Genomic DNA, 25,467 nt, shown 5'->3' on the forward strand with positions numbered 1-25,467 from the left:
GCCGAGGCCACGGCCCAGGACACGGCCGAGGCCACGGCCCAGGACACGGCCCAGGCCACGGCCGCTGCCAGGGTCACGGCCGCGGCCACGGTGACGGATACGGCGGCGACGGCCCCGGCCCCCGCGCCGGCCGCCCGCACGGCCGCCGGGCCGCGCCGCCGCCCCCGCGTCTGGCGGGGCGCCGTCCTGCTCCTGGCCGGCGCGTACTTCCTGCTCCCGCTCGTCGCCTCGTTCGTCTTCACCGTGCACGTGCCCGGCCAGGGCGTCTCCTTCGCGGCGTACACCGAACTGCTCGCCGCCGACGGCTTCACCGAGAGCCTGCTGCTCTCGCTGGGCCTGGCCGCCGCCACCATCGCGCTGTCGCTGCTGCTCGCCGTGCCCGCGCTCGTGGCCGTGGCCCTGGGCTCGCCGCGGCTGCGGCCGGTCGTCGAGGTGGTCTGCATGCTCCCCCTCGTCGTGCCGCCCATCGCCCTGGTCACCGGTATCACCACGGTGCTGCGCTGGGGCCCCGACCACCTCTCGCGCACCCCGCTGTACCAGACGTTCCTCGCGGTCCAGGACGAGAACTTCCCCGTCGTCCTGGTCCTCGCGTACACGGTGCTGGCGCTGCCCTTCGTGTATCGCTCGCTGGACGCCGGCCTGCGCGCCATCGACGTCCCCACCCTGGTGGAGGCGGCCCGCAACTGCGGGGCGAGCTGGCCGTACGTCGTGCGGCGCGTCCTGCTGCCGAACCTGCGGACCTCGCTGGCCGGAGCCGCCTTCCTCACCCTGGCCCTGGTGCTCGGGGAGTTCACGATCGCCTCGCTGCTGGGCTTCCAGCCCTTCGCCGTGTGGATCGTCTCGATCGCCGGCGCCCAGGCCCGGATGTCGGTCGCCGTCTCCCTCCTCAGCCTGCTGATCACCTGGGGCCTGCTGCTCCTGCTCTCCCGTGCCGGCACCGCCCCGGGGGCCGCCTCCGGCGCCCCCGCCGCCGGCACCTCCTCCGCCTCCCGCAAGGAGTCCCCGTCCTGATGTCCACCACCCTTCCCACGGCGGCCCCGTCCGAGCAGGAGCGGTCCGCCACCGCCGGCGCGCGCGTCGAATTCCGCGGCCTGCGCCGGGCGTTCGGCTCCACCCTCGCCCTCGACGGCCTCGACCTGACCGCCGAACCCGGCGAACTGCTCGCCCTGCTCGGCCCCTCCGGTTGCGGCAAGACCACCGCCCTGCGCGTCCTCGCCGGCTTCGAGCAGCCCGACTCCGGCGAAGTCCTGGTCGACGGCGAGGACATCACCCGGGTCCCGGCCAACCGCCGCGACGCCGGGATGGTCTTCCAGTCGTACAGCCTCTTCCCGAACCTGAACGCCCGCGACAACGTGGCCTTCGGCCTGCGCGTGCGCAAGGCCGGTGCCGCGCAGCGCCGCGAGCGGGCCGCCGAACTCCTGGACCTGGTGGGCCTGCCCGACCACGGCGACCGCTTCCCGCACCAGATGTCGGGCGGCCAGCAGCAGCGCGTCGCGCTGGCCCGCGCGCTCGCCCTGCGCCCGCGCGTGCTGCTCCTGGACGAGCCCCTGTCGGCCCTGGACGCCAAGGTCCGGGCGAACCTGCGCGACGAGATCCGCCGCCTCCAGCTCTCCCTGGGCATCACCACCATCTTCGTCACGCACGACCAGGAGGAGGCGCTGTCGATGGCCGACCGCGTCGCCGTCCTGAACGCCGGCAGGCTGGAGCAGTGCGCGGCCCCCGCCGAGCTGTACGAGCGCCCCGCGACGCCGTTCGTGGCCGAGTTCGTCGGCACCATGAACCGCCTCCCGGGCCGGCTCGCCGGCTCCGGCGAGGTCGAGGTGCTGGGATCCCGGCTGCCCGTGGACGGCCCCGTGCCGGACGCCACCGACGTCGAGGTCCTCGTGCGCCCCGAGAACGTCACCGCGACCGCCGACCCCGACGGCACGGCGACCGTGGTCTCCGCCTCCTTCTTCGGCTCGGTCACCCGCGTCCACCTCGACCTGCCCGGCGGTACGCGCGTCAAGGCCGACCTCGCCTCCCGGGACGCGGGCGCGCTGACGCCGGGCGCCCGGGCGGCCGTGGGCCTCGCGCAGCGACCGGTGCTGGTCGTGGCGGGGACGGCCGGGTGAGCGCGCCGGCCGCCGTCCTGTTCGACATGGACGGCACCCTCGTCGACACCGAGGGCCTGTGGTGGCGGACCACCGAGGAGATCGCCGCGGAGCTCGGCCACCGGCTGACCGCCGACGACGCCGGGGAGGTGGTCGGCCGCGCCGTGGAGGACACCGCCGCCCACCTCGTCACCGTCGCCGGCCGCGGTGCGCCCGAGGCCGTCGCCGCCGCGCTGACCTCGGCGTTCTTCGCCCGGGTGGAGGCCGGGGCGCCGCTGCGTCCCGGCGCCCGGGAGCTGCTGTCCGCCCTCGCCCGCGACGGCGTCCCGTTCGCCCTGGTCAGCGCCTCGCCGCGGATCGTGGTCGACAGCGTGGTGGGGGGCGCGCTGGCGCACGTCCCGTTCCGGTTCACGCTGTCGGCCGACGACACCCCGCGGACCAAGCCGCACCCCGACCCCTACCGGGCCGCCGCCGAGCGCCTCGGCGTGCGGCCGCAGGACTGCGTGGCCGTGGAGGACTCGCCCGACGGCGCCGCGTCCGCCGAGGCGGCCGGCTGCGCGGTCCTGGTGGTCCCCTCGCTGCTGGACGTCCCCGGCTCGCCCCGCCGTACCTTCCTGCCCTCCCTGGAAGGGGTGGACGCGCAGGTGCTGCGGCGGTGCCTGGAGGGCCCGGTCACCGCCTGAGCGGGACCCCGGGCGACGGGCCGGCCCGCCCCCGGTGAGCCTGCCGTACGGCCCGACGGCGGCCGGTGGGCCGTACGGGAATCGGCCGATCTGAAGGCGATCTTCCGCGTCGCGCAGCGGGCGCGGGAGCGGACGCGGCGTGCTCGCACGCGGCACGCGCAGGACAGGGAGGTGCCCCCGGGAAGCCGGGGGCACCTTCACGTTTCGGCCAGATCCGGCAACTCCAACACGCCTGCCCGGTCCAGATGATGACCTGCTGTCAAGCCCCGTGCTGTGTAACCGCTAAGCTTCCGGGCCGTTGTCATATGATCATTCGCTTTCGATCGTTTGAGGGTTCTGATGGTTCGAGTGGGATCGTCGCCCGGAAGTCCAGGGCCCACCTCACCCGTCGTATGGATGCTTCCCGCCCTGGCCACGGCCGCGGCCGCGGCGGCGGCCGTGGCACTGGTGTCCGCACCTGCCCGTACCCCCGTCGCCTGGATCGGTGCCGTGGCGTTCGTCGCGGTGGCGCTCGCGTGTGCCGAGGCCGCCCGGCGAGGCCGGGCGGTCTCGGCCCTGCGGGCCACGGTCACCGCCCAGGAGGCGGCGCTGACGCGGCAGGAGGCGGAGACCGTCCTGCTGGCCCGGGCCCTCCTCCCGGACGTGGTGGAGCGCCTGCGCAAGGGCGAGTTCCCCGAGGAGGTGCTCGCCTCGCTGGAGGCCTCCGACTCCTACGGACCCGGTCTGACCCCCGAGTTCAAGGCCGCCCACCAGGCGGTGCTCCGCTCGGTGCTCGACGCCGTCGTCGCCGAGGAGGACCTGCGCGACTCGGCGCAGCGCGCCTTCGTCAACATCGCCCGCCGCGTCCAGGCCATCGTGCACCAGCAGGCCCAGGAACTGCGGGAGATGGAGGACCGGCACGGCAGCAGCCCCGAGGTCTTCGGCGACCTGCTGCGCCTGGACCACGGCACCGCCCTGATCGGCCGCCTCGCCGACTCCATCGCCGTCCTCGGCGGTGCCCGGCCCGGCCGCCAGTGGAGCAAGGCCGTCCCGCTGTACAGCGTGCTGCGCGGCGCCATGTCGCGGATCATCGACTACCAGCGCGTCGAGCTGCACTCGGTCTCGCAGGTCGCCGTCGTCGGCCCCGCCGTCGAACCGCTCATCCACGCGCTGGCCGAGCTGCTGGACAACGCCACCCGCTACTCGCCGCCGCAGACCAAGGTCCACCTGACCGCCGTCGACGTGAACTCGGGCATCGCCGTCGAGATCGAGGACGGCGGCGTGAGCATGAGCGAGGAGGCCCGCAGCCGCGCCGAGCGCATGCTCCGCCAGGCGCAGCAGGGCATCGACCTCAACGACCTCGGCGAGACCCCGCGCCTGGGCCTGGCCGTCGTCGGCCGGCTCGCGCAGGCGTACGACTTCCACGTCTCGCTGCGCTCCTCGGCCTACGGCGGCGTCCGCGCCGTCCTGGTCATCCCGCAGAACCTGATCACCACCGCCGCGACCGCGACCGGCGTGGCGCACGGCATCGGCACCTCCTCCGGCCCCAGGGCCGCCCTGCCGGCGCCGGCCGGACCGACCACCGCCGGCCCCGCCCGTACGCCCGCCGCGGCCCCGGCCGCCACCGCGGCGTACGCCCCGGCCCCCGCCGTGACCGGCGAGCCGGAGCCCGTGCACCGGGGCGCCGACCCGCGGATCGCGGCCATGCTCGACGAGGTTCCCGTCGTGACCGAACGGACCGCGAACGGCCTGCCGCAGCGCCGCCGCAAGGCCCGCGCCGTGGCGCCGGCCCTGCCCGGCGCCATGACCGACCAGATCACCGCCGCGGCCGCGGCGACCGCCGACCGGGCCGGGCACACCGAACCCGACCCCACGCCCGAGGTCCAGCCCGGGATGTGGCTGGCCGCCTTCCAGGGCGGCCTGACCGGGGACAGCCAGAGCGCCGCGGGCCGCACCGGCGCAGCAAGTCAGAACACAGATGCCTCGCCGGCCGCGGCGAGCAAGGGGGAACAGCCGTGAGCCAGCCGACCAACATGGACTGGATGCTCAAGGACCTGGCCGAGAGCGTTCCGCAGACCCGGCACGTCATCGTCCTGTCCGCCGACGGCCTGCGCATGGCGCAGTACGGGGCGGAGACCGACACCGCCGACCGGCTCGCCGCCGCCTGCGCCGGACTGCAGAGCCTGGCCAGCGCGGTCGCCTCCGAACTCCCGCACAGCAACGGGAGGATGAGGCTCGTCGTCATCGAGATGGACGGCGGATTCTTCTACCTCATGGCGGCCGGGTCCGGGGCCTTCCTCGCCGTCCTGGCCGACGAGGGCGTCGACGCCGGGCTGATGGGCCAGCGGATGCGTGACCTCGTCGCCCGGATCGGAGAGCACCTCAGCACCCCGCCGCGCCGCGAGGGGCAGCCCGCGTGAGCAACCCGGGCCGGGACTGGGACGACGGCACGCCCGAGCGGCTGTACGTGATCACCGGCGGCCGCAGCGGACCGTTACTGCCCACCACCCTCGACCTGGTCACCCTGATCATCGCCAAGTCGGGGCCCAGGCCCGGGATGCAGCCGGAGCACGCGGCGATCATGCGGCTGTGCCAGTCGCCGCTGTCGGTGGCCGAGATCTCCGCGTATCTGGGCCTTCCGGTGAGCGTGGTCACCGTACTCCTCGGTGACCTGCTCACCGCGGGCCATGTGCTCTCCCGCCCCCCCGTCGCCCCCGCCCACCTCCCTGACCTGGCACTGATTGAGGCAGTCATCGATGGACTTCGAAAGCTCTGACCCTCCCGCGGCGACCGCCCCGGGGTACCCCCCGGCGGGGCCGCGGCGCGAGGACGTGCTGCCGGCCACGGCCACCGCCGCGGTCAAGGTGGTGATCGTCGGCGGCTTCGGGGTCGGCAAGACGACCCTGGTCGGCTCGGTGAGCGAGATCCGGCCGCTGACCACCGAGGAGACGATGACCCAGGCCGGGGTCGGCGTCGACGACACCGCGGGCGTGGAGCGCAAGCGCTCCACCACCGTGGCCATGGACTTCGGCCGCATCAGCATCAACGAGGAGCTGGTGCTGTACCTGTTCGGCACCCCCGGCCAGGAACGTTTCTGGTTCCTGTGGCGCGGCCTCTTCGAGGGCGCGCTGGGCGCGGTGGTGCTGGTGGACACCCGGCGGCTGGAGGTCAGCTTCGACGTGATCGGCCGGCTGGAGGAGCGCGGCGTGCCCTTCGTGGTCGCCGTCAACTCCTTCCCCGACGCACCCCAGTACGCCCTGGAGGAGGTCCGGGGCGCCCTCGACCTGCCCGAGTCCGTCCCGCTGGTGGTCTGCGACGCCCGCAGCCGCGGATCCAGCCGTGACGTCCTCATGACCCTGATGCGCTACCTGCACTCCCTCGCCGTGACCCCGGAGGCCTCGTGACCACCCCCTACCCGACCGGATCCGTCCCGCCTCCGGGCTGTCCGGCGCACCGCCTCTACGGCCCCGAGGCCGACGCCGACCCCAGGGGCCTGTACGAGCAGCTGCGCGCCGAGTACGGCGCGGTGGCCCCCGTCCTGGTCCCCGGCGACCTGCCGGCCTGGCTGGTCCTGGGCCACCGCGAGAACCTCGACGTGGCCCGCACCCCGAGCCGCTTCTCCCGCGACCCCCGCCGCTGGCGGGACATGCAGGAGGGCAAGGTCCCGGCGGACCATCCGCTGACTCCGGTCGCCGCCTGGCAGCCGGTGTGCAACTTCCAGGACGGCACGGAGCACGAGCGGCTGCGCGGCGCGGTGACCGAGGCGCTGGAGCGCTTCGACCGGCGGGGCATCCGCCGCTACGTGACCCGGTTCGCCGGGCAGCTGATCGACCGGTTCGCGGAAGCCGGCCGGGCGGATCTGGTCGCGGACTTCGCCGAGCCGCTGCCCATGCTGGTGATGACCCAGCTGGTCGGCATGCCGGACTCCTACGGCCCGAGGCTGGTCGAGGCCGCCCGGGACATGATCAAGGGCACCGAAACCGCCGTCACCAGCAACGCCTACGTCACCGAGGCGCTGGAGCAGCTGGTCGCGCGCAAGCGCGTCGTACCGGGCCGGGACTTCACCTCCTGGCTGCTGGAGTCCTCCACCACGCTCACCGACGCGGAGATCATCGAGCACCTGCGGCTGGTGCTGATCGCGGCGTTCGAGACGACCGCCAACCTGATCGCGAACACCCTGCGCATGGTGCTCACCGACCGGCGCTTCCGCGCGAACCTCTCGGGCGGGCACATGACCCTGCCCGACGCGCTGGAGCAGGTGCTGTGGGACGAGCCGCCGCTCACCACCATCCTGGGCCGCTGGGCCACCGGGGACACGGAGCTGGGCGGGCACCGCATCAAGGCCGGCGACATGCTGCTGCTCGGCCTCGCGGCGGGCAACGTGGACCCCGAGATCCGTCCCGACCTCTCGGTCCCGGTGCACGGCAACCGCTCGCACCTGGCCTTCAGCGGGGGTCCCCACGAATGCCCCGGCCAGGACATCGGCCGGGCCATCGCGGACACCGGCATCGACGTGCTCCTGTCGCGGATGCCGGACCTGGAGCTGGCGGTGCCGGAGGAGGAACTGCGCGTCGTCGCCTCCCTCATGTCCCGCCACCTGGTGTCGCTCCCGGTGGTGTTCACCCCGCAGGGACGCACCGTGACGGCCTCCTCGCCGGTGCCCACGCAGGTGCCCGCGCCGATGCAGGCGCCCGCGCCGGTGCAGGTGCCGGTGCCGCCGGCCCCGGTGGCACCGGCGGCCGTCCCGCCCGCCGCCACGGGCCACCGCCGCCGGGCCCGCCCGTCGTGGTGGGCCCGGCTGCTGGGCCGCGGCTGAGCGTCGCCGCCGCTACCGCCGGTCCTCCAGCTGCCGCCACCACCAGGCGATGGCCGGGACCGGCGGCGGCCCCTCGTCCGGGTCGCTCGGGCCGTCGCGCCAGGTGACGTCGTACGAGGCGCCCTCCACCGGGAGGGTGTTGCGGTTGCGGGGACTGGCGAACCGCGGCGCGCGGTCCTGCCACTCGATGCAGCCGGCGACGTAGTGGGCGAGGGAGTCGAGGTAGCGCGCGAGCGGCTCGTCGGCGCCCTCGGCCAGCCGCTCGCGCAGCCGGACGAACAGGGTCATCGCGCGGTCCCGCAGGGCGACGGCCGGCGCGAGGGCCTCACGCGGGGTGCAGCCGAGGTGCCCGGCGACGACGTTCAGGAGGTTCTGCTCCCAGGGGTCCTGGTGGTCCTCCTTGTTGTACGAGAACAGGTCGTTGTCGCAGCTGACGATGAACCCGGCGGCGTCGGTGAGGGCCTGGACGGGTGCCGAGTACAGCACGTCGGCCGGCACGTGGATGTCGTTCGCCGCATCGCACCAGGTCAGCGTGAAACGGGTGCCGTTGACGGACATCCGCATGGCGGCGAACTCGTTCAGCGACGGCATGACCCCGAGCTCGGCGTTGGCGGTCTGCCAGCCGGCGCCGAACAGCCAGTCCCGGGTGCCCTCGGCGAACCGGCGCAGCTGGAACGGGGTGAGCACGGCCCGGGTACGGGCCACCAGGTCGTCGAGCGCCGTGGTGAGCGGGCCGGGCGGCAGCAGTCCCGAACCGGGCGCCTCGATCGCGCGGACCAGCCGGGCGCTGTGGTCGGCGATGTGCGCGGTGCGGGTGGCGGCGGAGCCGGAGTCCTGCCAGTCGTCGACGGCGTTGGCCCAGTAGTTCCACTGGACGAACAGCAGCACCGGCTCCACGTCGCCGTACGGGATGATCCTGCTGGTGAACTCGGCGCTGTGGGTGGCCAGTCCCCAGGCGCGCTCGGTGTCGTCCGGGTAGAGACCGTACGCGTCGATCCACGCGACGGCCCGCTCCTCGATCTCCGCGGCCTTCGGATGGATCAGCCCTCGCTCCAACGGGCAGTAGAACGGCGGGAGTTCCCAGCCGATCCGCGAGGGCCGGTGCTGTGCGGTGTAGACGGGGGGCACGGTCAGCGACCCCCGAGGCGGAAGAGGAGCAGCTTGGTCGCCAGCGCGTGGTCGCGCCAGATCCGGAACAGCTTGCCGTGCGTGATCGTGGACTCCCGCAGCCGATCCCGGGACCAGGCCGAGCGGGCGCCGAGGCGCTCGACACGGTCCAGCTCGGCGGTGTTCCAGGCCATCGACTGCACCCAGAACTCGGCGACCCGGTCGGTGACGTCCTCGTCCTGCTCCAGGGTGAAGCCGGCGGCCTCGGCGGCGGTGATGTACTCGGTGAAGGTGCCCAGGCGCGTCTTGTAGTAGCCGTCGATGAACTCGGTCCACTCGGGCCGGCAGATGAAGTGTTCCTGGATCCCGAACCAGCCGCCGGGCTTCAGGGAGCGGGCCACCACCTGGAAGAGCCGCTCGCGGTCCATGTAGCCGGAACTCTCGTTGGCGTACGCCGCGTCGTACTTCACGTCGGTGGTGAACTCGTGCACGTCCGCCAGTACCGGCGTCACCCGGTCGCCGACCCCGGCCGTGCGGGCGAAGTCCTCGATCACCGGGACGTGGTCGGCCGCGACGGTCAGACCGGTGACGGACGCGCCGTGCACCTGCGCCCAGTAGAGCGAACCCCCGCCGACCCCGCAGCCGATGTCGAGCAGCCGGCCGGGAGGTGTGGCGTACGCGCCCCAACTGCGCGCGGCGTGCTCGACGATGGCCTCCTGAGACGCGACGATGCGACGCTTGAGCACCTCCTGGGAGACGGTGGTGTTGGGCGTCACGCCCGGAGCGAAGAGCCCCATGTGGAAGTGGACCCGCGGTCCCGGGCCGTACTTGTGGAGTATGTCCGCGGTCTTCCGGCTGTAGTAGAGGGGAACTTGGGTCTCGTCGAACGCCTGGCCACCCGTGGGGGGCGGGATGACGAGGTTTCTGTCCATCGGTTCTCCGGTCCTGCGGTCGTGTGGGGGTGTTGTCGGCCGCCCCACTCTGCCCATAAGCGATCGATAAAACTCCTCGATCGCACGGGACCAGAGCATAACCACACGTGAAAGACCAACAATTCTGGCCATTTGATGCAGCATCAGACAGATGGTGACCGGGACCCGACGGAGCGGGGGAACGCTTTTGGCCACGCTCAGCAGGCGTGGGCCAGCGGGCGCTCCTGACGGGTGAGGCGGAAGCGGTGGGTCTCCCTGGCGAGCTCGTCGCCGTTCCCGTCGCGGAAGGTTCCGGTCACCGTGTACGTGCCACGGGCCAGCCGGCCGGCGGGCAGCTTCTCGGCGGGCAGGACCACCTCGTACGGGCCGCCGGCCCGGAAGCTGCCGAGCGGGGTCTCGGTGACGGGGAGTACGCAGCTGCCCACTTCCCGTGTGTCCACGAAGACCAGCCCGTCCACGGCCCGCTCCAGGCGGAACGTGAGTGCCACCGTGAGCAGGGCGCCCTCCGGGAGCTCGAAGGGGATGTCGTCCCCGGCGTCCAGGGGCACGGCCACCCGGCCGAAGCAGTCGGACTCCAGTTGGACGCTGAGCAGCTCGAACCGCACGTCGTCGCTCATGCGCTGCGGCTACCCGCCCGGAGCCGGGTCATGCGTCCGGAAACGTTCCGGTTTGTCCCACGGTGCTCGGGGCAGGCGCGACACGACGACGAGAGGACGTGAGCGGTATGCGCGTGGCATTCCTGACGGCGCCCGCGGGCGTCGAGCAGGCGGAACTGGAGCAGCCCTGGAAGGCCGTCCTGAACGCGGGCTGGGAGCCGCGCCTGGTGTCGACCCGGCCCGGCGAGGTCCAGGCCTTCCAGCACTTCGAGAAGGCCGATACCTACCCCGTGGACGACGTGGTCGGCCAGACGCCCGCCGACGAGTACGACGCCCTGGTGCTGCCCGGCGGCCTCGCCAACCCCGACGCCCTGCGCATGGACGCGCGGGCCGTCGCCTTCGCCCGGCACTTCTTCGGCGCCGACCGGACGATCGCGGCCATCTGCCACGCCCCGTGGACGCTGGTCGAGGCCGACGTGGTGCGCGGGCGCACCCTGACCTCCTGGCCGAGCCTGGCCACCGACATCCGCAACGCCGGCGGCACCTGGGTCGACGAGCGGGTCCACGTCTGCCGCGCGGCCCCGGGCACCCTGATCACCAGCCGCAGGCCGGGCGACCTGGACGCCTTCTGCGCCACCCTCGTCCGCGAACTCGGCGCCCAGGAATTCGGCACCTGACCCGCGGGCACGGGCAGCCGGGGCGGGACCCGCGGCCGGAAGCCGTCGCCGTCACGGGACCCGCGGCCGGAAGCCGTCGCCGTCACGGGACCCGCGGCCGGAAGCCGTCGCCGTCACGGGACCCGCGGCCGGAAGCCGTCGCCGTCCGTCGGGCGGTGCCCGTCAGTCGGGCGGTTCCGGGACCGGCGGGCGCTCCGTCGGGCCGGGCGGCGGTTCCGCCGGGGGAGCGGGCTCCGGCCCCGGCGGGGCCGGCCGCGGGTCGCGCGGGACGGCCCCGGGCTCGCGCGGCTCGGGAGCCGGGTCGGCGGGCGGCGGCGGCCGCCGCCTGGTCCCGGTCGTCGGCTCGGTCTCGGTCATGGCAGGTCCTTCCTGTCCAGCGGCGCGGTCGCCGGGCCGTGCAGCACCGTCCCGTCGGCCGCGAAGCGCGACCCGTGGCACGGGCACTCCCAGATCTGCTCGGACTCGTCGTAGCCCAGCTCGCAGCCCATGTGCGTACAGCGCGGCGGCGGCCCGAAGCCGGCCATGTAGTGCCGCGCCACCGTGGCCTGGGACCGGGCCACCTCGCCGATCTCCCGCAGCGGCAGCAGCCGGCGCGGGTCGTACAGCTCGGTCCACGGCGGCCGCGGCCCGCCCGTCACGTGCGCGGCCAGCAGCGGCCCCGCGACCAGCCCGTTGCTCATGCCCCACCCCCCGAAACCGGTCGCCACGAAGACGTGCTGGGTGTCCGGGTGCTCGTGCCCGATGTACGGGAGGTGGTCGGCCGAGTACACGTCCTGCGCCGCCCACCGGTACGGCGCCGGCCCGCCCGGGAAACCCGGCAGGTGCCGGTGGGCCCACGTCTGGAGCCGGGCCAGCCGCTGCGCGCTGCCCCCGGCACCCGGCGTGACCGCCTCCCCGGCGACGATCACCAGCCGCCGCCCGTCCGGGTACGGGGCGCTGCGCACCGACCGGACGCCGTCCTCCTCGGTGAAGTACATGCCCTCCGGCGCGTCCCCGGCGGCCACCGGCGCGGCCACGACCAGCTCCCGGCGTACGGTCAGCCGCGCCATCAGGCCGCTGTGGCAGACCAGCGGGAACTGCGTGGCCAGCACCACGTCCGACGCGTGCACGACCGCGCCGCCCGCCAGCGTCAGCCGGCACTCGGCCAGCTCCCGCAGCCCCGTCACCCGGGTCCCCTCGTGCAGGACGCCGCCGCGCGCCACCAGGTCCTCGGCCAGGCCCAGCAGGAACCGGCGCGGATGGAACTGCAGCTGGTCCTCCACCCGGACCGCCGCCGCGACCGGGTACGGCAGCCCGGTCACCGTCACGTACCGGGCGTCCAGCCCCGCCGCCCGGGCCGCCTCCGCCTCCAGGAAGACCTCCGGCGCCCGCTCGCCGTCCATGAGGTACGTGAAGGCGGGCACCCGCTCCAGCTCCGCGTCGATGCCCAGCTCACCGCAGAGCAGCACCGTCTGCCGCAGCGCCTCCTCCTGCGAGCGCGCGTACAGCGCGGCCGCCTCCGGGCCGCGCTCGTGCGCCAGGCGCGCGTACCGCAGGCCGTGCAGGGAGGTCAGCTTCCCCGTCGCGTGGCCGCTGGCCCCGGCCGCGACCCGGCCGGCCTCCAGGACCACCACCTCGCGGCCGGCACGCACCAGCTCCCGGGCCGCGCACAGCCCGGCGATCCCGGCACCGACCACGACCACGTCCGCCCGGAGATCACCCTCCGGCGGCGGCCGGACGGGCGCGTCGGTGCTGTCGATCCAGTACGAACGCATCGCGGCTCCTCCCGTACGGCCGGGGCGGCGCGCCCGCGGCGCGCCCCCCGACGGCGGATACCCCCTGCGGACCGGCGGATGCGTAGAGGTGGCCGATCGGGGCAGGCGCGGGCCATGCGCGAGATCAATCCGTCCGCTGAGCGGGAACCGCGAGGAACCGCCGCCGATCCGCAGCGCGACGAGACGCAGGCCGAGCGGGCCGACCGGCACTGGGCCGAGCTGCTCCAGGAACTGCGGGTCGCACAGACCGGGGTGCAGATCCTGTTCGCGTTCCTGCTGACGGTGGTCTTCCAGCCGCGGTTCACCGAGCTCAGCGACTTCGACCGGAACCTGTACGTCGTCACGGTCCTCCTCGGAGCGGCGACGACCGGGGTCCTGGTGGCCCCGGTCTCCTTCCACCGGCTGGTCTTCGGCCGCCGCCTCAAGCCCACGGCCGTGACCTGGGCCTCGCGGCTGACCATCGCCGGCCTGGTGCTGCTCTTCCTCACCATGGCCGCCAGCCTGCTGCTCATCCTGCGCTTCGTGCTCGACGACCGCATCGCGGGATGGCTGGTGGGGATCATGGCGGTGTGGTTCGCGCTGTGCTGGTTCGTCATCCCCCTGCTGGCCCGCACCCGGCACACCCTGAAATGACCGCCTGAACGACCGCCCGAGGCGACCGCGGGGGCCCCGCTCGTACGGCCGTGCCGCGCGGCCGGGCCGAACGCGCTCCGGGGGCGCACCATGGAGGCACGGAAGCGCCCGTGCGGGAACCTCCCGACCGGGGCGGGCGGCCCGGGTGCTTCGCGACCCGCCAGGTGGGTACACGCGGCGCACCAGCGGCGAGGAGGCAGCCGATGAAGGTTCTCACCATGGGGGTCGAGGAGGAGTTCCTCCTGGTCGACAAGGACGGCGGCGCCCCGAGCGGCCGTGCGCCCGAGGTCATCGCGACCGCGGCCGAGGACCTGGGGGACCAGGTGCAGGCCGAGTTCTACACCGCCCAGGTCGAGGTCTGTACCCGGCCGGTCGCCGATCTCGGCGACCTGCGCGCGCAGCTCGCGCAGCTGCGGCGTACGGCGGCGGCCGCCGCGGACCGGGCCGACTGCAAGATCGTCGCCACCGGAACGCCCGTCCTCCCGCCGGCCGGCCCGCTGGCGGTCACCGACTGCGACCGGTACCTCCGGATGGCGCGGCGCTTCGCGTCGATCGTGGCCGGTTTCGACCGCGTGGTGTGCGGTACGCACGTCCACGTCGGGAGCCTGACCCGCGCCGAGGCGCTGGCCCTGTCCCACCCCATGCGGCCCTGGCTGCCCGTCCTGCAGTCGCTGACCGGGAACTCCCCCTTCACGCGCGGGCGCGACAGCGGCTACGAGAGCTGGCGGAGCGTGGAATTCGCCCGCTGGCCGACCGTCGGGCCGGCCCCGGTGCTGCGCGAGCCCGAGTACGACGACCTCCTCGACGGGTTCGTCCGCGACCGGATCCTGCTGGACCGCCGGATGCTCTACTGGTACGCCCGCCCCTCCGAGCACGTCCCGACGCTGGAGATCCGGGTCGCCGACGCCAACGCCGAACTGGACACCGTGGTGCTGCTGGCGGCCCTGGTGCGCGGACTGTCGACCACCCTGCTCGCCGAGGTCGAGGCGGAGCTGCCCGTCGCCGGGGTGACGGACCGCCAGCTGCGCTCGGCGCACGAGTACGCCGCCGTGCACGGACTGCACGGCTCCGGGCTCGACCCCGTCGACGGACAGGAGCTGCCGGCCGGGCGGCTGGTGGACCGGCTGGTCGAGCGGGCCGCGCCGGGCCTGGAGGCCGCCGGTGACCTGGGCCTCGTACAGGACCTGCTCAAGGCGCTGCGCGCGGACGGCAGCGGTGCCGCGCGCCAGCGCGCGACGTACGCGCGGTGCGGGTCGCTGCGCGCGGTGGTGGACGCGCTGGCCGCGGCCACGGTGGCGGCCTGAGGTGACGACGGGGTGGCGATGGCGATGGACGGCCGGGAGCTCTCACGACGGGAACTGATGATCCTGGGCGAGATCGAGCGGATGCTGGACCAGGACGTGGTGCTCGCGCGCCGGCTGCGCACGATGCGACGCGGCGCGCGGCCGTGGTCGGGGCCGGCGGCGGGGGTGCGCCGGCACCGGCTCGCCCTGGCGACGGTGCTGCTGGGGCTGGTGTCGGCGGGGCTGTTCGTACCCGCGGTGGCCCGGTCGTCACCCGTGCTGATCTGGGCCTTCGCCGTCTCCTGGGTGCTGATGCTGGTGTGTCTGCTGGGGCTGGTCTGCCGCTGGTGCCGGCGCTTCGGCGGACGGTCGTGACACGGCCGCGAGGGCGGTGGCCCTCCGGAACCACTACTTGACCCGCCAGTAGGGCGGGCATAGGTTCTGGCGCGGCTTGCTCCACCTGGGACGGGCCCGGATCCGTCCTATTGGGGGGACACATGAAGCACTACATCGACGTCCTCAAGAAGTACGCGGTGTTCGGCGGCCGGGCCCGTCGCCAGGAGTACTGGCTGTTCGCCCTGTTCAGCGGGATCATCGAGATCGCGCTCCTGGTCCTCGGCCGCCTGACCGGGGTGGGCCTGATCCCCATGGCCGTCTACCTCGCCGTGGTCTTCCTGCCGGGCCTGGGCGTCACGCTCCGCCGGCTGCACGACACCGACCGTTCGGGCTGGTGGGCGCTGATCGGCCTGATCCCGGTGATCGGCTGGATCGTCATCCTCGTCTTCATGGCGGACGAGGGCCGCACCGAGCCGAACAAGTGGGGCCCCAACCCCAAGTACGCCGGGGCGGCCTGAGGCCCTCCGGGGCGCCCGCACCGCTCCCGGGCGCCCCGGGTGACCCGCCTCTCGTAGATCCGTCCGAAGCGGCGGCAGGGGTCCTTGTCGAAGGAGACCCGATCACGAGATATCTTGATGTCAAGCAATGTTGCAGACGTGGACGTGGAGCGGAGTACCCGGTGACTGACTCGACCATCATCTATACGCACACTGACGAGGCTCCGGCCCTGGCGACCTATTCGTTCCTGCCGATCGTCCAGGCGTACGCCTCGACCGCCGGCGTCCGTGTGGAGACCCGCGACATCTCGCTGGCCGGCCGCATCATCGCCAGCTTCCCCGAGGCCCTCCAGGCCGAGCAGCGCATCGACGACGCCCTCGCCGAGCTCGGTGAGCTGGCCAAGACGCCGGCCGCCAACATCATCAAGCTGCCGAACATCTCGGCCTCGATCCCGCAGCTCAAGGCCGCCGTCGCCGAGCTCCAGGGCCAGGGCTACGCCCTCCCGGACTACCCGGACGACCCGAAGACCGACGAGGAGCGCGAGCACCGCGCCCGCTACGACAAGGTCAAGGGCAGCGCCGTCAACCCGGTCCTGCGCGAGGGCAACTCCGACCGCCGCGCCCCCGCCTCGGTCAAGAACTACGCCAAGGCCCACCCGCACCGCATGGGCGCCTGGTCCGCCGACTCCAAGACCGACGTCGCGACCATGGGCGAGAACGACTTCCGCTCCACCGAGAAGTCCGCGGTGATCGCCGAGGCCGGCACGCTGCGCATCGAGCACGTCGCCGCCGACGGCGCCACCACCGTGCTGCGCGCGTCCGTACCCGTCCTGGCGGGCGAGGTCGTCGACGCCTCCGTCATGCGCGCCGCCGCCCTGCGCACCTTCCTCTCCGAGCAGATCGCCCGCGCCAAGGCCGAGGGCGTCCTGTTCTCCGTGCACCTCAAGGCCACGATGATGAAGGTCTCCGACCCGATCGTCTTCGGCCACGTCGTGCGCGCCTTCTTCCCGAAGACCTTCGCCCAGTACGGCGAGGTGCTGGCCGCCGCCGGCCTGTCCCCGAACGACGGCCTCGGCACCATCCTCGGCGGCCTGGACTCCGTCCCGCACGGCCTCGGCGCCGAGATCAAGGCCTCCTTCGAGGCCGAGCTCGCCGAGGGCCCGGCCCTGGCGATGGTCGACTCGGACAAGGGCATCACCAACCTGCACGTCCCCTCGGACGTCATCGTCGACGCCTCCATGCCGGCCATGATCCGCACCTCCGGCCACATGTGGGGCCCGGACGGCCAGGAGGCCGACACCCTCGCGGTCCTCCCGGACAGCAGCTACTCCGGCGTCTACCAGGCCGTCGTCGAGGACTGCCGCGCCCACGGCGCGTACGACCCCGCCACCATGGGCTCGGTGCCGAACGTCGGCCTGATGGCCCAGAAGGCCGAGGAGTACGGCTCCCACGACAAGACCTTCGAGATCGCCGCGGCCGGCACCGTCCGCGTCGTCGACGCCGAGGGCAACGTCGTCCTGGAGCAGGAGGTCGCCGAGGGCGACATCTTCCGCGCCTGCCAGACCAAGGACGCCCCGATCCAGGACTGGGTCAAGCTCGCCGTCACCCGCGCCCGCGCCACCGGCGACCCGGCCGTCTTCTGGCTCGACGAGACCCGCGCGCACGACGCCCAGCTGATCGCCAAGGTCAACACCTACCTCGCCGACCACGACACCGAGGGCCTGGAGATCAAGATCCTCGCTCCCGTCGAGGCCACGAAGTTCTCCGTCGAGCGCATCCGCCGCGGCGAGAACACCATCTCCGTCACCGGCAACGTGCTGCGCGACTACCTGACCGACCTCTTCCCGATCCTGGAGCTGGGCACCAGCGCCAAGATGCTCTCGGTCGTCCCGCTGATGAACGGCGGCGGCCTCTTCGAGACGGGCGCCGGCGGCTCCGCCCCCAAGCACGTCCAGCAGCTGGTCAAGGAGGACTACCTGCGCTGGGACTCCCTCGGTGAGTTCCTCGCGCTGGCGGTCTCCTTCGAGCACCTCGCCACCACCACGGGCAACGCCCGCGCGCAGGTGCTGGCCGACACGCTCGACCGCGCCACCGGCAGCTTCCTCAACGAGGACAAGTCGCCCTCGCGTCGCCTCGGCGGCATCGACAACCGCGGCAGCCACTTCTACCTCGCCCTGTACTGGGCGCAGGAGCTGGCCAAGCAGACCGACGACGCCGAGCTGGCCACCGCCTTCGCCCCGCTGGCCAAGACGCTGGCCGAGCAGGAGCAGACCATCGTCGACGAGCTGATCGCCGTCCAGGGCAACCCGGCGGACATCGGCGGCTACTACCAGCCCGACCCGGCCAAGGCCGCGGCGATCATGCGCCCGTCCGCGACCTTCAACCAGGCGCTCGCGATCCTGGGCTGACCCCGCCGCGCGGCCGATCCCCGCGCGACACCGCACCACCCGCGCCGCGCGTACCACGCGTACCACCGGTGCGTCACCCCGCCCCGGCCAGGCTTCCGCCCGGCCGGGGCGGGGTTGCGTCTTTTCGGCCACATGGCGGGAGAGCGTGCGCTAACGTTCACCGCCTGTGAGCGAGGGGGAGACTGCTGTGGCACGGCGCGACGGAACGTCCTGCGCGGGAGGCGGCTGCGGAGCGCTTCTGCTGCTGTTCCTCCTCGTCCTCCCGACCGTCGGCTACCTGCTGTCGGTGCCGCTGACCCTGCCCGACCTGCTGGCCGAACAGACGCCCCCGCAGCGGCTCCAGGGCTTCGGGGAGCACCTGACCGCCTACGCCCTCCCGGTCGTCGTGGCCGTGTTCGTGGCCCTCTGGGCGAGCCGCCGCCGCGCGTTCGTGTGGTGGCTGGTCCTGGCCCGGGCCGCCGGCCTGCTCGCCCTCGTCGCCGCCGCCCTGTGGTGGACGCACGGCCAGGTCGGCGACCACCCCCTGTGGAACGTCCGGGCGACGGCCGAGAGCATGGCCGCGGGCCTGGTGGCGCTCGCCTTCGTCGCCGCCGTACGCCGGTGGGACGCGTCCCGGGGCGGCCCGTCCGCCACTCTGACCCGCCGCCGGCCGGCCCCGGGGGAGATCTGGCTGGCGATGGTCCCGCTGCGGGAGGACCCCGCCCGGCAGCTGCGCCACTACTGCGTGGTGCTGGCCGCCCACGACGACCACGCCGAGGTCGCCCAGATCACCACCAAGGACAAGGACGGCCGCTCCGACCACATCCGGATGCCGAACGACGGCTGGGACAAGGTCTCCGGCCGCGACCACTGGGTCGAGTACGGCCGTCCCCCGCGCCGCGTGGACTACCACCTCTTCCTCACCGCCCGCCCCCAGGGCCGCTGCCCGGCCCCCGTCTGGCGCCGGCTCAGCCGCGACCCGGACTGAGCGCGCACAGCGCCCGTCCGTCCTGGGCCCGACCGTCCTGGGCCCCACCGTCCTCGGTCCGTCCGTCCTCGGCCCGGCCCGCCTCCTCGTCGCGCAGGCCGTCCCGGCCGTCGTCCCAGCTGCCCAGGGCGACCTCGGCGGTGATGCCGGGGCCGAACCCCGCGATCAGCCCGCGGCCGGCGTGCTCGGCACCGCCGTCCTCGAAGAAGCGGTCGAGGGCGTCGAAGACGACGGCACTGGCGATGTTCCCGCGCTCGCTCAGGGTCGCCCGGCTGTAGCGGAACATCGACGCCGGCAGGCGCAGGTGGGCGCCCAGGTCGTCCAGGATGCGCGGGCCGCCCGCGTGCACGATGTAGAAGTCCAGGCCGGAGATGTCCCAGTCGCGCCGGGCCGTCAGATCGTCCATGGCGGGCGCGAGCTGCGCCATGGTGCCGGGCACCCGCTTGTCCAGCATGAAGTGGAAGCCGGTGTCGCGGACCGCGTACGAGATCCACTCCTCGGTGCCGGGCACCAGATGGGACCCGTTGTGTTCGAGCCGGACCCCCCGTGGACCGCGGGCCCCAGGGCCTTCCGGGTCCCCGCCGCCGTCTCCGCGCACCACCGCGGCGGCGACGGCGTCACCGAACAGTCCGTTCGACAGCAGGTTGCCGACGGCCAGATCGGTCGGCTGGTAGCACAGCGAACAGAACTCGCACGCCACGATCAGTACGTTCGCCCGCGGATAGGCGGTGCAGAAGTCGTGCGCACGGTTGACGGCCGCGCCGCCCGCGGCGCAGCCCAGCTGGGCGATCGGCAGCTGCCGGGTCTGCGGCCTGAACCCCATGGTGTTGATGAGCCAGGCGGTCAGGGACGGCATCATGAAACCGGTGCAGGAGACATAGATGATCATGTCGATGTCCTCGGGGCCGAGCCGGGCATGGCCCAGGGCCCGGCGTACCGTCTCCGGCACCCGCGCCTTGGCCTCGGCCTCGTAGAGCGCGTTGCGCTCGGCGAACCCGGGGTGCCGCAGCGTCGCCGCGACGGGCTGGACCAGGTGCCGGGTGCGCACGCCGGTGTGGGCGATCAGCCGTAACGCGAGGTCGAGCTGCGGATGGCCGGCGTGCAGCCTGCGGGCCAGGTCGAGGGTCTCCTCCAGGGTGATGACGTGGTCGGGAACGCTGATGGCGGGCCTGCACAGAAGAGCCATGACGGGGGGATCCTTACCAGGTGACGGGCAGGGCGAGGGGGTGGCGCCAGATCGACACGGTGTTCCACCGCACCTCCTCGGCGGGGACGGCCAGCCGCAGCGCCGGGAACCGGCGCAGCAGCGTGCCGACGGCGACGTCGAGCACCATGCGCGCCAGGTGGGCGCCCAGGCAGCGGTGACCGCCGTACCCGAAGGCCAGGTGCCCGGCGGGCGCCGGCCGTTCGAAGTCGAGCTCGTCGGGGCGCTCGTAGACCCGGCCGTCGCGGTTGGCGGTCAGGTAGGACACGTGGACGGTGTCGCCCGCCCCGATGCGGACGCCGCCCACGACGACGTCCTCCAGCGCCACCCGGGGAATGCCCACGCCCTGGCGGAAGGGGATGAAGCGGAGCAGCTCCTCCACGGCGCGGGGCAGCAGCTCGGGCCGGGCCCGCAGCTGCTCCAGCCGGTCGGGGTGGGTCAGCAGGGTGTAGACGATGTCGCCGATGTCGTAGGTGGTGGTGTCGTGCCCGGTGACGAGCAGGAGCATCGCCAGCACGGCCAGCTCCCCCTCGTCCAGCATCTCCTCGCCCACGCGGGCGGTGGCGAGGGCGCTGACGAGGTCCTCGCCGGGAGCCTGCCGCCGGGCCATGGTCAGCTCGCCGCAGTACGCCCGCAGCCGGGCCTTCGCCTCGGCGGCCGAGGTCCGGTCCGCCGCGCTCATCGACATCATCGCCATGGCCCACCGCCGCAACCGCGGGCGGTCCTCCGGGGGGACGTCCATGAGCTGGCAGATCGTCATGAGGGGCAGTTCGTCGGCGAGATGGGCCATGACGTCGGCCGGGCCGCCGGCGGCGGCCATCCGGTCCAGCAGGGTGTCCGCGGCGGCCTGGGTCCAGGGCCGCAGCGCCTCCACCCGAGGAGTGGTGAAGGCCTTGACGACCAGCTTGCGCACCCGGTTGAGGGCCGGCGCGTCCATGAGGTTGATCGCCTCGGCCTGGGCGATGGGGGCCGGGGTGATCCGCGGGAAGTCCCGGCCGACCAGGGCGGCGCGGCTGAAGCGGCGGTCCGAGGTCACCGTCCGCACGTCGTCGTAGCGCGTCACCAGCCAGCAGTCGCCCTCCCCGTAGGGCATCCGGACGCGGGCGACGGGCGCCTCCTCGCGCATCCGGGCCATGAACGGGTCGGGTTCCAGGGCCACGTCGTGGCGGAACGGGCAGGTCGGCACGGTGCCGGCGGTCGTCATCCCGGCGCCTCCTTCTCGGGTGGGGGGTGGGGGGACCGGTCGCGCCGACCGCGCCGGTCCGATGAAACGGCCATCACTCGTACGGGGCAGCGGCCGGTGCCCCGCGGTGTCACTCTCCGGAGGACCGGCCCCGGGGGATCAGGGCCGGGCAACCAGCTCCAGGGCCCGCCCCTCGCCGTCGCGCACGATGCCCAGCACGGCGACCACGGCGGCGCGGTCGAGGGGTCCGTGGATCCGGGAGAGGACGGCTCCGGGCGTACCGGCCAGTGGGGACGCGGGGGCCGGGGGCACCCGGTCCACCGGGGCGTCGAGCCTGCTCTCGTCGACGATCAGCGCGACGAGCGGCCCCGGCGCGCTGCGGTGGAAGTGACTCACGGCGGCGAGCAGCGCCTCGGCGCTGGGGGCGCAGTGCAGGGTGCCGTCCTTGGCGAGGGACGGCGGGGCGTACGGGTCGTCCGGGGCGTCGAGCCAGTCCGCGAGCGGGGCGACGTGAAAGATCATGCGGCAGTCATAGCAGCCCGGTGATCACGCTCCGCCCGCCCCGGACTCCGCCGTGGGGCGCGATAGCCGACGGCGGCGGAGTCCGGTGCGGGCAGAAGCGGGTGCTCGGCAGTGCCGGTGCGGGGAGGTGCTCAGACCTCAGACCGCGACGGCCTCCAGGACCGAGGGCAGGGTCGGGGTCGGCAGGATCCGCTCCAGGCGGAAGCCCGCCCGGCCGAGCAGGCCCGAGAACTCGGCGGCGGTGCGCTCGCGTCCGCGGACGGCCAGCAACATGACGACGTCGACGTTCACCGCCGGGTGCGGCGCGGAACCCTCCGGCAGAACGGCGTCCACGACCAGCAGCCGGCTGCCGGGGGCTGCCGCGCGGCGGATCGTCTCGAGGATCCGCAGGGCGTCCTCGTCGCTCCAGTCGTGCAGGATGTGCTTGAGCACGTAGAAGTCGCCCCCGGGCGGCACGGCGGAGAAGAAGTCGCCGCCCTCGGTGTGCCACCGGCCCGCCAGTCCGGGCAGGTCCAGGAGGTGTTCGGCGACCGTCGCGGGCTGGTCGAAGAGGACGCCGGTCAGTGTGGGCTCCCGGGTCAGTACGGCGCCCAGCAGGCCCCCGCGGCCCCCGCCCACGTCGATCACGCGCGCCCCCTCGGGGAACGTGTAGCTCTGCGCGACGAGTTCCTCCACCGGACCGGACATCGAGGCCATGCCGGCGTCGAACGTGGCCCGGTCCTCGGGGGCCTTCAGGAGGTGCTCGAAGAACGACGTGCCGTACGCGAGCTCGAAGGCGGGTTCGCCCGTACGGAGGGTTTCCGCGAGCCCGTCCGTGGACCGCCCGAACATCGGGTCCGTGATCATCAGGACGGCGGCCAGCTGCGATCCCGGCGCGTCCGTGCGCAGCGCCTGCGCGCTGTCGTCCAGCCGGAACGCGCCCCGGTCGTCCTCGTGGAAGAGACCCCGGATCGCCAGCAGCCGCAGGATCCGGCGCAGGGACGGGGCGTGGGTGCCGGTGCGGGCGGCGAGGTCGTCGGCGGTGCGGGGGCCGTCGCCGAGGTGATCGGCGATCCGGTGCACGGCCACGGCCCGCAGCGCGGCGCCGTGGATGTGCCCGTACATCAGGTCCTGGAGGGGAGAGGGTCCGAAGGGGTCGGTCGGGTGGTTCGGTTCACCGGTGGTGCCGGCCACGGTCGCGCTCCTGTCGTCTGGGTCTCGATCTTCCCGGAGTACCGCAAACGGCCATGGTCACCCGGCTCCCGAGGGCGCGGGGGAACTTTGCGCGGACCCGTCCGTCGTCAAGTCGACTTCCGGCCGGGTCCCGGCGCCGGGCGCTCAGAGACGGTGGATCCGCTCCTGCTCCATGATCAGCGGGTACCGGCCGGCCGCCAGCAGCCGTACGCCGGGGGCGACCGCCAGCAGCTTGCGCAGCCAGCCCAGGGCCGCGGCGTCGAGCCGGTCGCAGCCCTCCACGACGAGCAGCATGTCGCGCTCGGCGAGCCAGGACGCGGCGTTCGCGCCGCCGCAGGGCAGGAAGGGCATGCCGGGTACGCAGCCCAGCGCCTCCACCAGTTCGCGCACCCCCGTGGTGCGCTCCAGGCTGACGAAGGTCACGCCGTCGTAGAAGTTGGACGCGACCCGCCGGGCGATCTCCCGTACCAGCACGGCGCGTTGTTCCCGCACACGTCCGGTGACGGTCAGCACGCGGCCCCGGCGGACCGCCGTGAGCAGCCGCGACATCTCGTCGGACGTCGCCGGAAGGGCCCCCGGATGCCCTGAATTCCCCATCGGCACGATGCCCCCCATGCATACGTGTCCCCGTGCACGGCCCGAGGCTCGATTCAAGCCGTGCCCAGATGATTATCCGCCAGGTGTGACGGATAGCCAGCGGAAGGACAGATTCCCCGTAAATCAGGGGCCGTTGGGACGCGCGGGCGCGCGGGGGCGACGGGAAGGGACGATGCCGCGCTGCCGTGCCCCGGCACCCGTCCGCCGGCCCATGTCGACGCCCTCGCCGCTGAGGGCTCGGCGAGGTCCCTGACCCGCCCGTGGCCCCGCCCCCGCGGCGGGAACGGTTGTCCGCGCCCCGGGGATCCGCTCTACTTCTGAGCGGACCCGGACCCGGATCCGTATCCAGGACCGGGCCGCCGCGGGGGAGGGGACCTGACGATGCACGCCAACCACCGGCGCCGCTTCCGGCTGCCCGGGCGCCGGTCCTGGCTCGCCGCCTTCGTCTCGGGGCTCCTCCTGGTCGGCGTGTGCGCCGCCGCCGGGATCGCCGGGGACCCCTTCGCCGCCGGCGGCCGGCCCGCCGGCACCGCACCGGGCCACCCGTACCCCGGAGACGAGCGGGAACGCCCCGCCGGCGCCCTCCCGTTCGACATGCCGGATCCGGCGGCCCTGCGCGCCGCCGGGCCGGGCAGGCTGGTCTTCGCCCACTACTTCACCCCGTACCCGCTCTCCCTCGACAACGCCCGCCCCGAGGCCGACTACTACGCCCGCCACTACCTCACGGCGGACGGCGAGAGCGGCAAGCACGCGCCCTACGGCGGCCTGCTGCGCGACCGTCCGCTGCCGGTCGCGCCGAAGGACGGCGACTGGGAACGCGCCAACCTCCAGCAGGAGGTGCGCACCGCCCGCGCCGCCGGCATCGACGGCTTCACCCTCGACCTGCTCTCCCTCTCCGGCACGCACTGGGAGCGGGCGAACCTCCTGATGGAGGCGGCCCGTTCGGTCGACCCCGGCTTCAGGATCATGCTGATGCCGGACATGACGTCCCTGAAGACCGACGACCCGACGGTCCTCGCCGACGCCGTCGCCGCCCTCGGCGCCCACCCGGCCGCGCACCGCCTCGACGACGGCCGCCTGGTGCTCTCCCCCTTCAAGGCGGAGGCCAAGGACGTCACCTGGTGGACCCGGACGCTGGACGTCCTGGAACGGCGGCACGGCATCCGCACCGCCTTCGTCCCCCTCTTCCTCGACCTCGCCTCCCACGCCGACGCGTTCGCGGCCCTCAGCCACGGCTTCTCGGAATGGGGCAGCCGCAGCCACACCGGCCAGGAGAGCGCGACGGCCGACGTCCGGCGCGCCCACGCCCTGGGCAAGATCTGGATGCAGCCGGTCTCGGTCCAGGACGCCCGCCCCAACCAGGGCGTCTACGACGAGGCGGGCAACACCGCGACGCTGCGCGCGACATGGACCCGCGCCATCGAGGACGGCGCCGACTGGGTGCAGCTCACCACGTGGAACGACTACTCCGAAGGCGGCCACTTCGCCCCGTCGGCGCACAACGGGCACGCCTACCTCGACCTGAGCTCCTACTACCTGACCCGGTTCAAGACCGGCGCGTGGCCGCGGATCGTCCGGGACACGCTGTACCTGACCTCGCGCACCCAGTTCGCCGCGGCCGCCCCGGCCGGCGGCCAGCAGCGGCTGATGTCCCTGCGCAGGGGCAGCGCGGCCGCCCGCGACACCGTCGAGGTGCTCAGCCTCCTGACCGCGCCCGCGACCGTCCGTACCACCGTCGGCGCCGCCCGCTCCTCGTACGAGGCCCCGGCCGGCCTCCACTCCGCACTGCTGCCGCTGCGTACGGGCACCGGCTCCGCGCGGGTGGTGCGCGGCGGCACCGGCACGGCGGCCGCCGAACTGCCGTACCCGGTGCGGAAACAGGCGCCGGTCCAGGACCTCCAGTACTACGCGGTGACCAGCGGCCGCGAGGTCCCTTCCTGCTGCTGACCCCCGGCGGCGGGCCCGGCCGCCCGGACTGCGGACACGGGGTACCGGATCGCGGGCGCGCGGGGGATGATCCGGTACGACAC

At 73.9% G+C, this 25,467-nt stretch carries 26 protein-coding genes; 16 read left to right on the plus strand and 10 right to left on the minus strand.

The genetic code is table 11. The features are described from left to right. The first annotated feature begins 90 nt into the window (after nt 1-90). The 8 genes from ACZ6KO_RS03455 (at nt 91) to ACZ6KO_RS03490 (ending at nt 7,568) form a co-directional block, all read left to right on the plus strand. Nucleotides 91-1,011 (plus strand): ABC transporter permease, encoded by a 921-nt coding sequence (locus ACZ6KO_RS03455; RefSeq protein WP_469301512.1) that lies wholly within the window; start codon nt 91-93, stop codon nt 1,009-1,011. After that, complete coding sequence (locus tag ACZ6KO_RS03460) at nt 1,011-2,111, plus strand: ABC transporter ATP-binding protein (RefSeq protein ID WP_469299389.1); 1,101 nt, start codon at nt 1,011-1,013, stop codon at nt 2,109-2,111. Before ACZ6KO_RS03455 ends, ACZ6KO_RS03460 begins: the two co-directional genes overlap by 1 nt. A gap of 26 nt (nt 2,112-2,137) precedes the next feature. After that, on the plus strand, nt 2,138-2,773 hold the full coding sequence (locus tag ACZ6KO_RS03465) for an HAD family hydrolase (protein ID WP_469301515.1): 636 nt from the start codon (nt 2,138-2,140) through the stop codon (nt 2,771-2,773). A 339-nt stretch (nt 2,774-3,112) separates the two neighbouring features. Next, nucleotides 3,113-4,771 carry a sensor histidine kinase gene (locus tag ACZ6KO_RS03470; protein ID WP_469299392.1) on the plus strand — a complete coding sequence of 553 codons (1,659 nt, stop codon included), beginning with the start codon at nt 3,113-3,115 and terminating at the stop codon, nt 4,769-4,771. A gap of 14 nt (nt 4,772-4,785) precedes the next feature. Then, complete coding sequence (locus tag ACZ6KO_RS03475; RefSeq protein ID WP_469301516.1) at nt 4,786-5,172, plus strand: roadblock/LC7 domain-containing protein; 387 nt, start codon at nt 4,786-4,788, stop codon at nt 5,170-5,172. Then, a complete protein-coding gene (locus ACZ6KO_RS03480; RefSeq protein ID WP_469299395.1) occupies nt 5,169-5,528 on the plus strand; it encodes a DUF742 domain-containing protein in 360 nt (119 codons plus the stop codon). The genes ACZ6KO_RS03475 and ACZ6KO_RS03480 overlap by 4 nt, the downstream gene beginning before the upstream one ends. Then, entirely contained in the window at nt 5,509-6,156 is a 648-nt protein-coding gene (locus ACZ6KO_RS03485) for a GTP-binding protein (protein WP_401453016.1), read from the plus strand. Before ACZ6KO_RS03480 ends, ACZ6KO_RS03485 begins: the two co-directional genes overlap by 20 nt. Then, entirely contained in the window at nt 6,153-7,568 is a 1,416-nt protein-coding gene (locus ACZ6KO_RS03490) for a cytochrome P450 (RefSeq protein ID WP_469299398.1), read from the plus strand. The genes ACZ6KO_RS03485 and ACZ6KO_RS03490 overlap by 4 nt, the downstream gene beginning before the upstream one ends. A 12-nt stretch (nt 7,569-7,580) precedes the next feature. Here ACZ6KO_RS03490 and ACZ6KO_RS03495 read toward each other — a convergent pair whose 3' ends face one another. The 3 genes from ACZ6KO_RS03495 to ACZ6KO_RS03505 form a co-directional block, all read right to left on the minus strand. Further along, complete coding sequence (locus ACZ6KO_RS03495) at nt 7,581-8,696, minus strand: terpene synthase family protein (RefSeq protein ID WP_469299400.1); 1,116 nt, start codon at nt 8,694-8,696, stop codon at nt 7,581-7,583. Nucleotides 8,697-8,698: 2 nt separating this feature from the next. Next, nucleotides 8,699-9,607, minus strand: a complete 909-nt coding sequence (locus ACZ6KO_RS03500; RefSeq protein WP_469299403.1) for an SAM-dependent methyltransferase — start codon at nt 9,605-9,607, stop codon at nt 8,699-8,701. Between the two features lie 197 nt (nt 9,608-9,804). Continuing rightward, a complete protein-coding gene (locus tag ACZ6KO_RS03505; RefSeq protein WP_469299406.1) occupies nt 9,805-10,224 on the minus strand; it encodes a rho GDP-dissociation inhibitor in 420 nt (139 codons plus the stop codon). A gap of 107 nt (nt 10,225-10,331) precedes the next feature. On the opposite strand from ACZ6KO_RS03505, the gene ACZ6KO_RS03510 reads away from it, so the two are divergent. After that, nucleotides 10,332-10,880 carry a type 1 glutamine amidotransferase domain-containing protein gene (locus ACZ6KO_RS03510; RefSeq protein ID WP_469299408.1) on the plus strand — a complete coding sequence of 183 codons (549 nt, stop codon included), beginning with the start codon at nt 10,332-10,334 and terminating at the stop codon, nt 10,878-10,880. 162 nt (nt 10,881-11,042) lie between these two features. On the opposite strand, the gene ACZ6KO_RS03515 is transcribed toward ACZ6KO_RS03510, so the two are convergent. Together ACZ6KO_RS03515 and ACZ6KO_RS03520 are read right to left on the minus strand one after the other, a co-directional pair. Continuing rightward, on the minus strand, nt 11,043-11,237 hold the full coding sequence (locus ACZ6KO_RS03515; RefSeq protein WP_469299411.1) for a hypothetical protein: 195 nt from the start codon (nt 11,235-11,237) through the stop codon (nt 11,043-11,045). After that, complete coding sequence (locus ACZ6KO_RS03520; protein ID WP_469299413.1) at nt 11,234-12,634, minus strand: FAD-dependent oxidoreductase; 1,401 nt, start codon at nt 12,632-12,634, stop codon at nt 11,234-11,236. Before ACZ6KO_RS03520 ends, ACZ6KO_RS03515 begins: the two co-directional genes overlap by 4 nt. Before the next feature lie 114 nt (nt 12,635-12,748). Between ACZ6KO_RS03520 and ACZ6KO_RS03525 the strand changes: the two genes are divergently transcribed. The 6 genes from ACZ6KO_RS03525 to ACZ6KO_RS03550 all read left to right on the plus strand — a co-directional run bounded on the left by ACZ6KO_RS03525 (nt 12,749) and on the right by ACZ6KO_RS03550 (nt 18,758). Further along, nucleotides 12,749-13,267, plus strand: a complete 519-nt coding sequence (locus ACZ6KO_RS03525) for a DUF6328 family protein (RefSeq protein WP_469299417.1) — start codon at nt 12,749-12,751, stop codon at nt 13,265-13,267. Nucleotides 13,268-13,470: 203 nt separating this feature from the next. Beyond that, nucleotides 13,471-14,571, plus strand: a complete 1,101-nt coding sequence (locus tag ACZ6KO_RS03530; protein WP_469299418.1) for a carboxylate-amine ligase — start codon at nt 13,471-13,473, stop codon at nt 14,569-14,571. Between the two features lie 12 nt (nt 14,572-14,583). Then, on the plus strand, nt 14,584-14,925 hold the full coding sequence (locus ACZ6KO_RS03535) for a DUF3040 domain-containing protein (RefSeq protein WP_469299419.1): 342 nt from the start codon (nt 14,584-14,586) through the stop codon (nt 14,923-14,925). A 122-nt stretch (nt 14,926-15,047) separates the two neighbouring features. Next, nucleotides 15,048-15,404 (plus strand): DUF805 domain-containing protein, encoded by a 357-nt coding sequence (locus tag ACZ6KO_RS03540; protein WP_469299421.1) that lies wholly within the window; start codon nt 15,048-15,050, stop codon nt 15,402-15,404. Between the two features lie 161 nt (nt 15,405-15,565). Further along, nucleotides 15,566-17,791, plus strand: coding sequence for an NADP-dependent isocitrate dehydrogenase (locus tag ACZ6KO_RS03545; RefSeq protein ID WP_469299423.1), 2,226 nt, complete (start codon nt 15,566-15,568; stop codon nt 17,789-17,791). A 187-nt stretch (nt 17,792-17,978) separates the two neighbouring features. Next, nucleotides 17,979-18,758 carry a hypothetical protein gene (locus ACZ6KO_RS03550; protein WP_469299425.1) on the plus strand — a complete coding sequence of 260 codons (780 nt, stop codon included), beginning with the start codon at nt 17,979-17,981 and terminating at the stop codon, nt 18,756-18,758. Here ACZ6KO_RS03550 and ACZ6KO_RS03555 read toward each other — a convergent pair. The 5 genes from ACZ6KO_RS03555 to ACZ6KO_RS03575 all read right to left on the minus strand — a co-directional run bounded on the left by ACZ6KO_RS03555 (nt 18,739) and on the right by ACZ6KO_RS03575 (nt 23,455). Continuing rightward, nucleotides 18,739-19,944 carry a type III polyketide synthase gene (locus tag ACZ6KO_RS03555; RefSeq protein ID WP_469299427.1) on the minus strand — a complete coding sequence of 402 codons (1,206 nt, stop codon included), beginning with the start codon at nt 19,942-19,944 and terminating at the stop codon, nt 18,739-18,741. The genes ACZ6KO_RS03550 and ACZ6KO_RS03555 overlap by 20 nt on opposite strands. A 13-nt stretch (nt 19,945-19,957) precedes the next feature. Continuing rightward, nucleotides 19,958-21,166, minus strand: coding sequence for a cytochrome P450 (locus ACZ6KO_RS03560; protein WP_469299430.1), 1,209 nt, complete (start codon nt 21,164-21,166; stop codon nt 19,958-19,960). Nucleotides 21,167-21,304: 138 nt separating this feature from the next. Next, entirely contained in the window at nt 21,305-21,667 is a 363-nt protein-coding gene (locus ACZ6KO_RS03565; RefSeq protein ID WP_469299432.1) for a DUF952 domain-containing protein, read from the minus strand. A 138-nt stretch (nt 21,668-21,805) separates the two neighbouring features. Then, nucleotides 21,806-22,840, minus strand: a complete 1,035-nt coding sequence (locus ACZ6KO_RS03570; RefSeq protein ID WP_469299434.1) for a methyltransferase — start codon at nt 22,838-22,840, stop codon at nt 21,806-21,808. A gap of 144 nt (nt 22,841-22,984) precedes the next feature. Then, the gene (locus tag ACZ6KO_RS03575) at nt 22,985-23,455 is read right to left on the minus strand and encodes a WH2 domain-containing protein (protein WP_469299437.1); all 471 of its coding nucleotides are present in this window, start codon (nt 23,453-23,455) and stop codon (nt 22,985-22,987) included. Nucleotides 23,456-23,818: 363 nt separating this feature from the next. Here ACZ6KO_RS03575 and ACZ6KO_RS03580 point away from each other — a divergent pair, with 363 nt between their 5' ends. Next, nucleotides 23,819-25,384: a glycoside hydrolase family 71 protein gene (locus tag ACZ6KO_RS03580; RefSeq protein WP_469299440.1), complete on the plus strand. Its 1,566-nt coding sequence runs from the start codon at nt 23,819-23,821 to the stop codon at nt 25,382-25,384. The last annotated feature ends 83 nt before the right edge of the window (nt 25,385-25,467 follow it).

It is taken from the genome of Streptomyces sp. NPDC042102, assembly GCF_055582305.1.

Coding starts and splice junctions, on each gene's coding strand:
- ACZ6KO_RS03460 (WP_469299389.1), top strand. CDS start 1,011: ATGTCCACCACCCTTCCCACGGCGGCCCCGTCCGAGCAGGAGCGGTCC.
- ACZ6KO_RS03465 (WP_469301515.1), top strand. CDS start 2,138: ATGGACGGCACCCTCGTCGACACCGAGGGCCTGTGGTGGCGGACCACC.
- ACZ6KO_RS03470 (WP_469299392.1), top strand. CDS start 3,113: ATGGTTCGAGTGGGATCGTCGCCCGGAAGTCCAGGGCCCACCTCACCC.
- ACZ6KO_RS03475 (WP_469301516.1), top strand. CDS start 4,786: ATGGACTGGATGCTCAAGGACCTGGCCGAGAGCGTTCCGCAGACCCGG.
- ACZ6KO_RS03485 (WP_401453016.1), top strand. CDS start 5,509: ATGGACTTCGAAAGCTCTGACCCTCCCGCGGCGACCGCCCCGGGGTAC.
- ACZ6KO_RS03500 (WP_469299403.1), bottom strand. CDS start 9,607: ATGGACAGAAACCTCGTCATCCCGCCCCCCACGGGTGGCCAGGCGTTC.
- ACZ6KO_RS03505 (WP_469299406.1), bottom strand. CDS start 10,224: ATGAGCGACGACGTGCGGTTCGAGCTGCTCAGCGTCCAACTGGAGTCC.
- ACZ6KO_RS03510 (WP_469299408.1), top strand. CDS start 10,332: ATGCGCGTGGCATTCCTGACGGCGCCCGCGGGCGTCGAGCAGGCGGAA.
- ACZ6KO_RS03515 (WP_469299411.1), bottom strand. CDS start 11,237: ATGACCGAGACCGAGCCGACGACCGGGACCAGGCGGCGGCCGCCGCCG.
- ACZ6KO_RS03520 (WP_469299413.1), bottom strand. CDS start 12,634: ATGCGTTCGTACTGGATCGACAGCACCGACGCGCCCGTCCGGCCGCCG.
- ACZ6KO_RS03525 (WP_469299417.1), top strand. CDS start 12,749: ATGCGCGAGATCAATCCGTCCGCTGAGCGGGAACCGCGAGGAACCGCC.
- ACZ6KO_RS03530 (WP_469299418.1), top strand. CDS start 13,471: ATGAAGGTTCTCACCATGGGGGTCGAGGAGGAGTTCCTCCTGGTCGAC.
- ACZ6KO_RS03540 (WP_469299421.1), top strand. CDS start 15,048: ATGAAGCACTACATCGACGTCCTCAAGAAGTACGCGGTGTTCGGCGGC.
- ACZ6KO_RS03555 (WP_469299427.1), bottom strand. CDS start 19,944: ATGGCTCTTCTGTGCAGGCCCGCCATCAGCGTTCCCGACCACGTCATC.
- ACZ6KO_RS03560 (WP_469299430.1), bottom strand. CDS start 21,166: ATGACGACCGCCGGCACCGTGCCGACCTGCCCGTTCCGCCACGACGTG.
- ACZ6KO_RS03565 (WP_469299432.1), bottom strand. CDS start 21,667: ATGATCTTTCACGTCGCCCCGCTCGCGGACTGGCTCGACGCCCCGGAC.
- ACZ6KO_RS03575 (WP_469299437.1), bottom strand. CDS start 23,455: ATGGGGGGCATCGTGCCGATGGGGAATTCAGGGCATCCGGGGGCCCTT.
- ACZ6KO_RS03580 (WP_469299440.1), top strand. CDS start 23,819: ATGCACGCCAACCACCGGCGCCGCTTCCGGCTGCCCGGGCGCCGGTCC.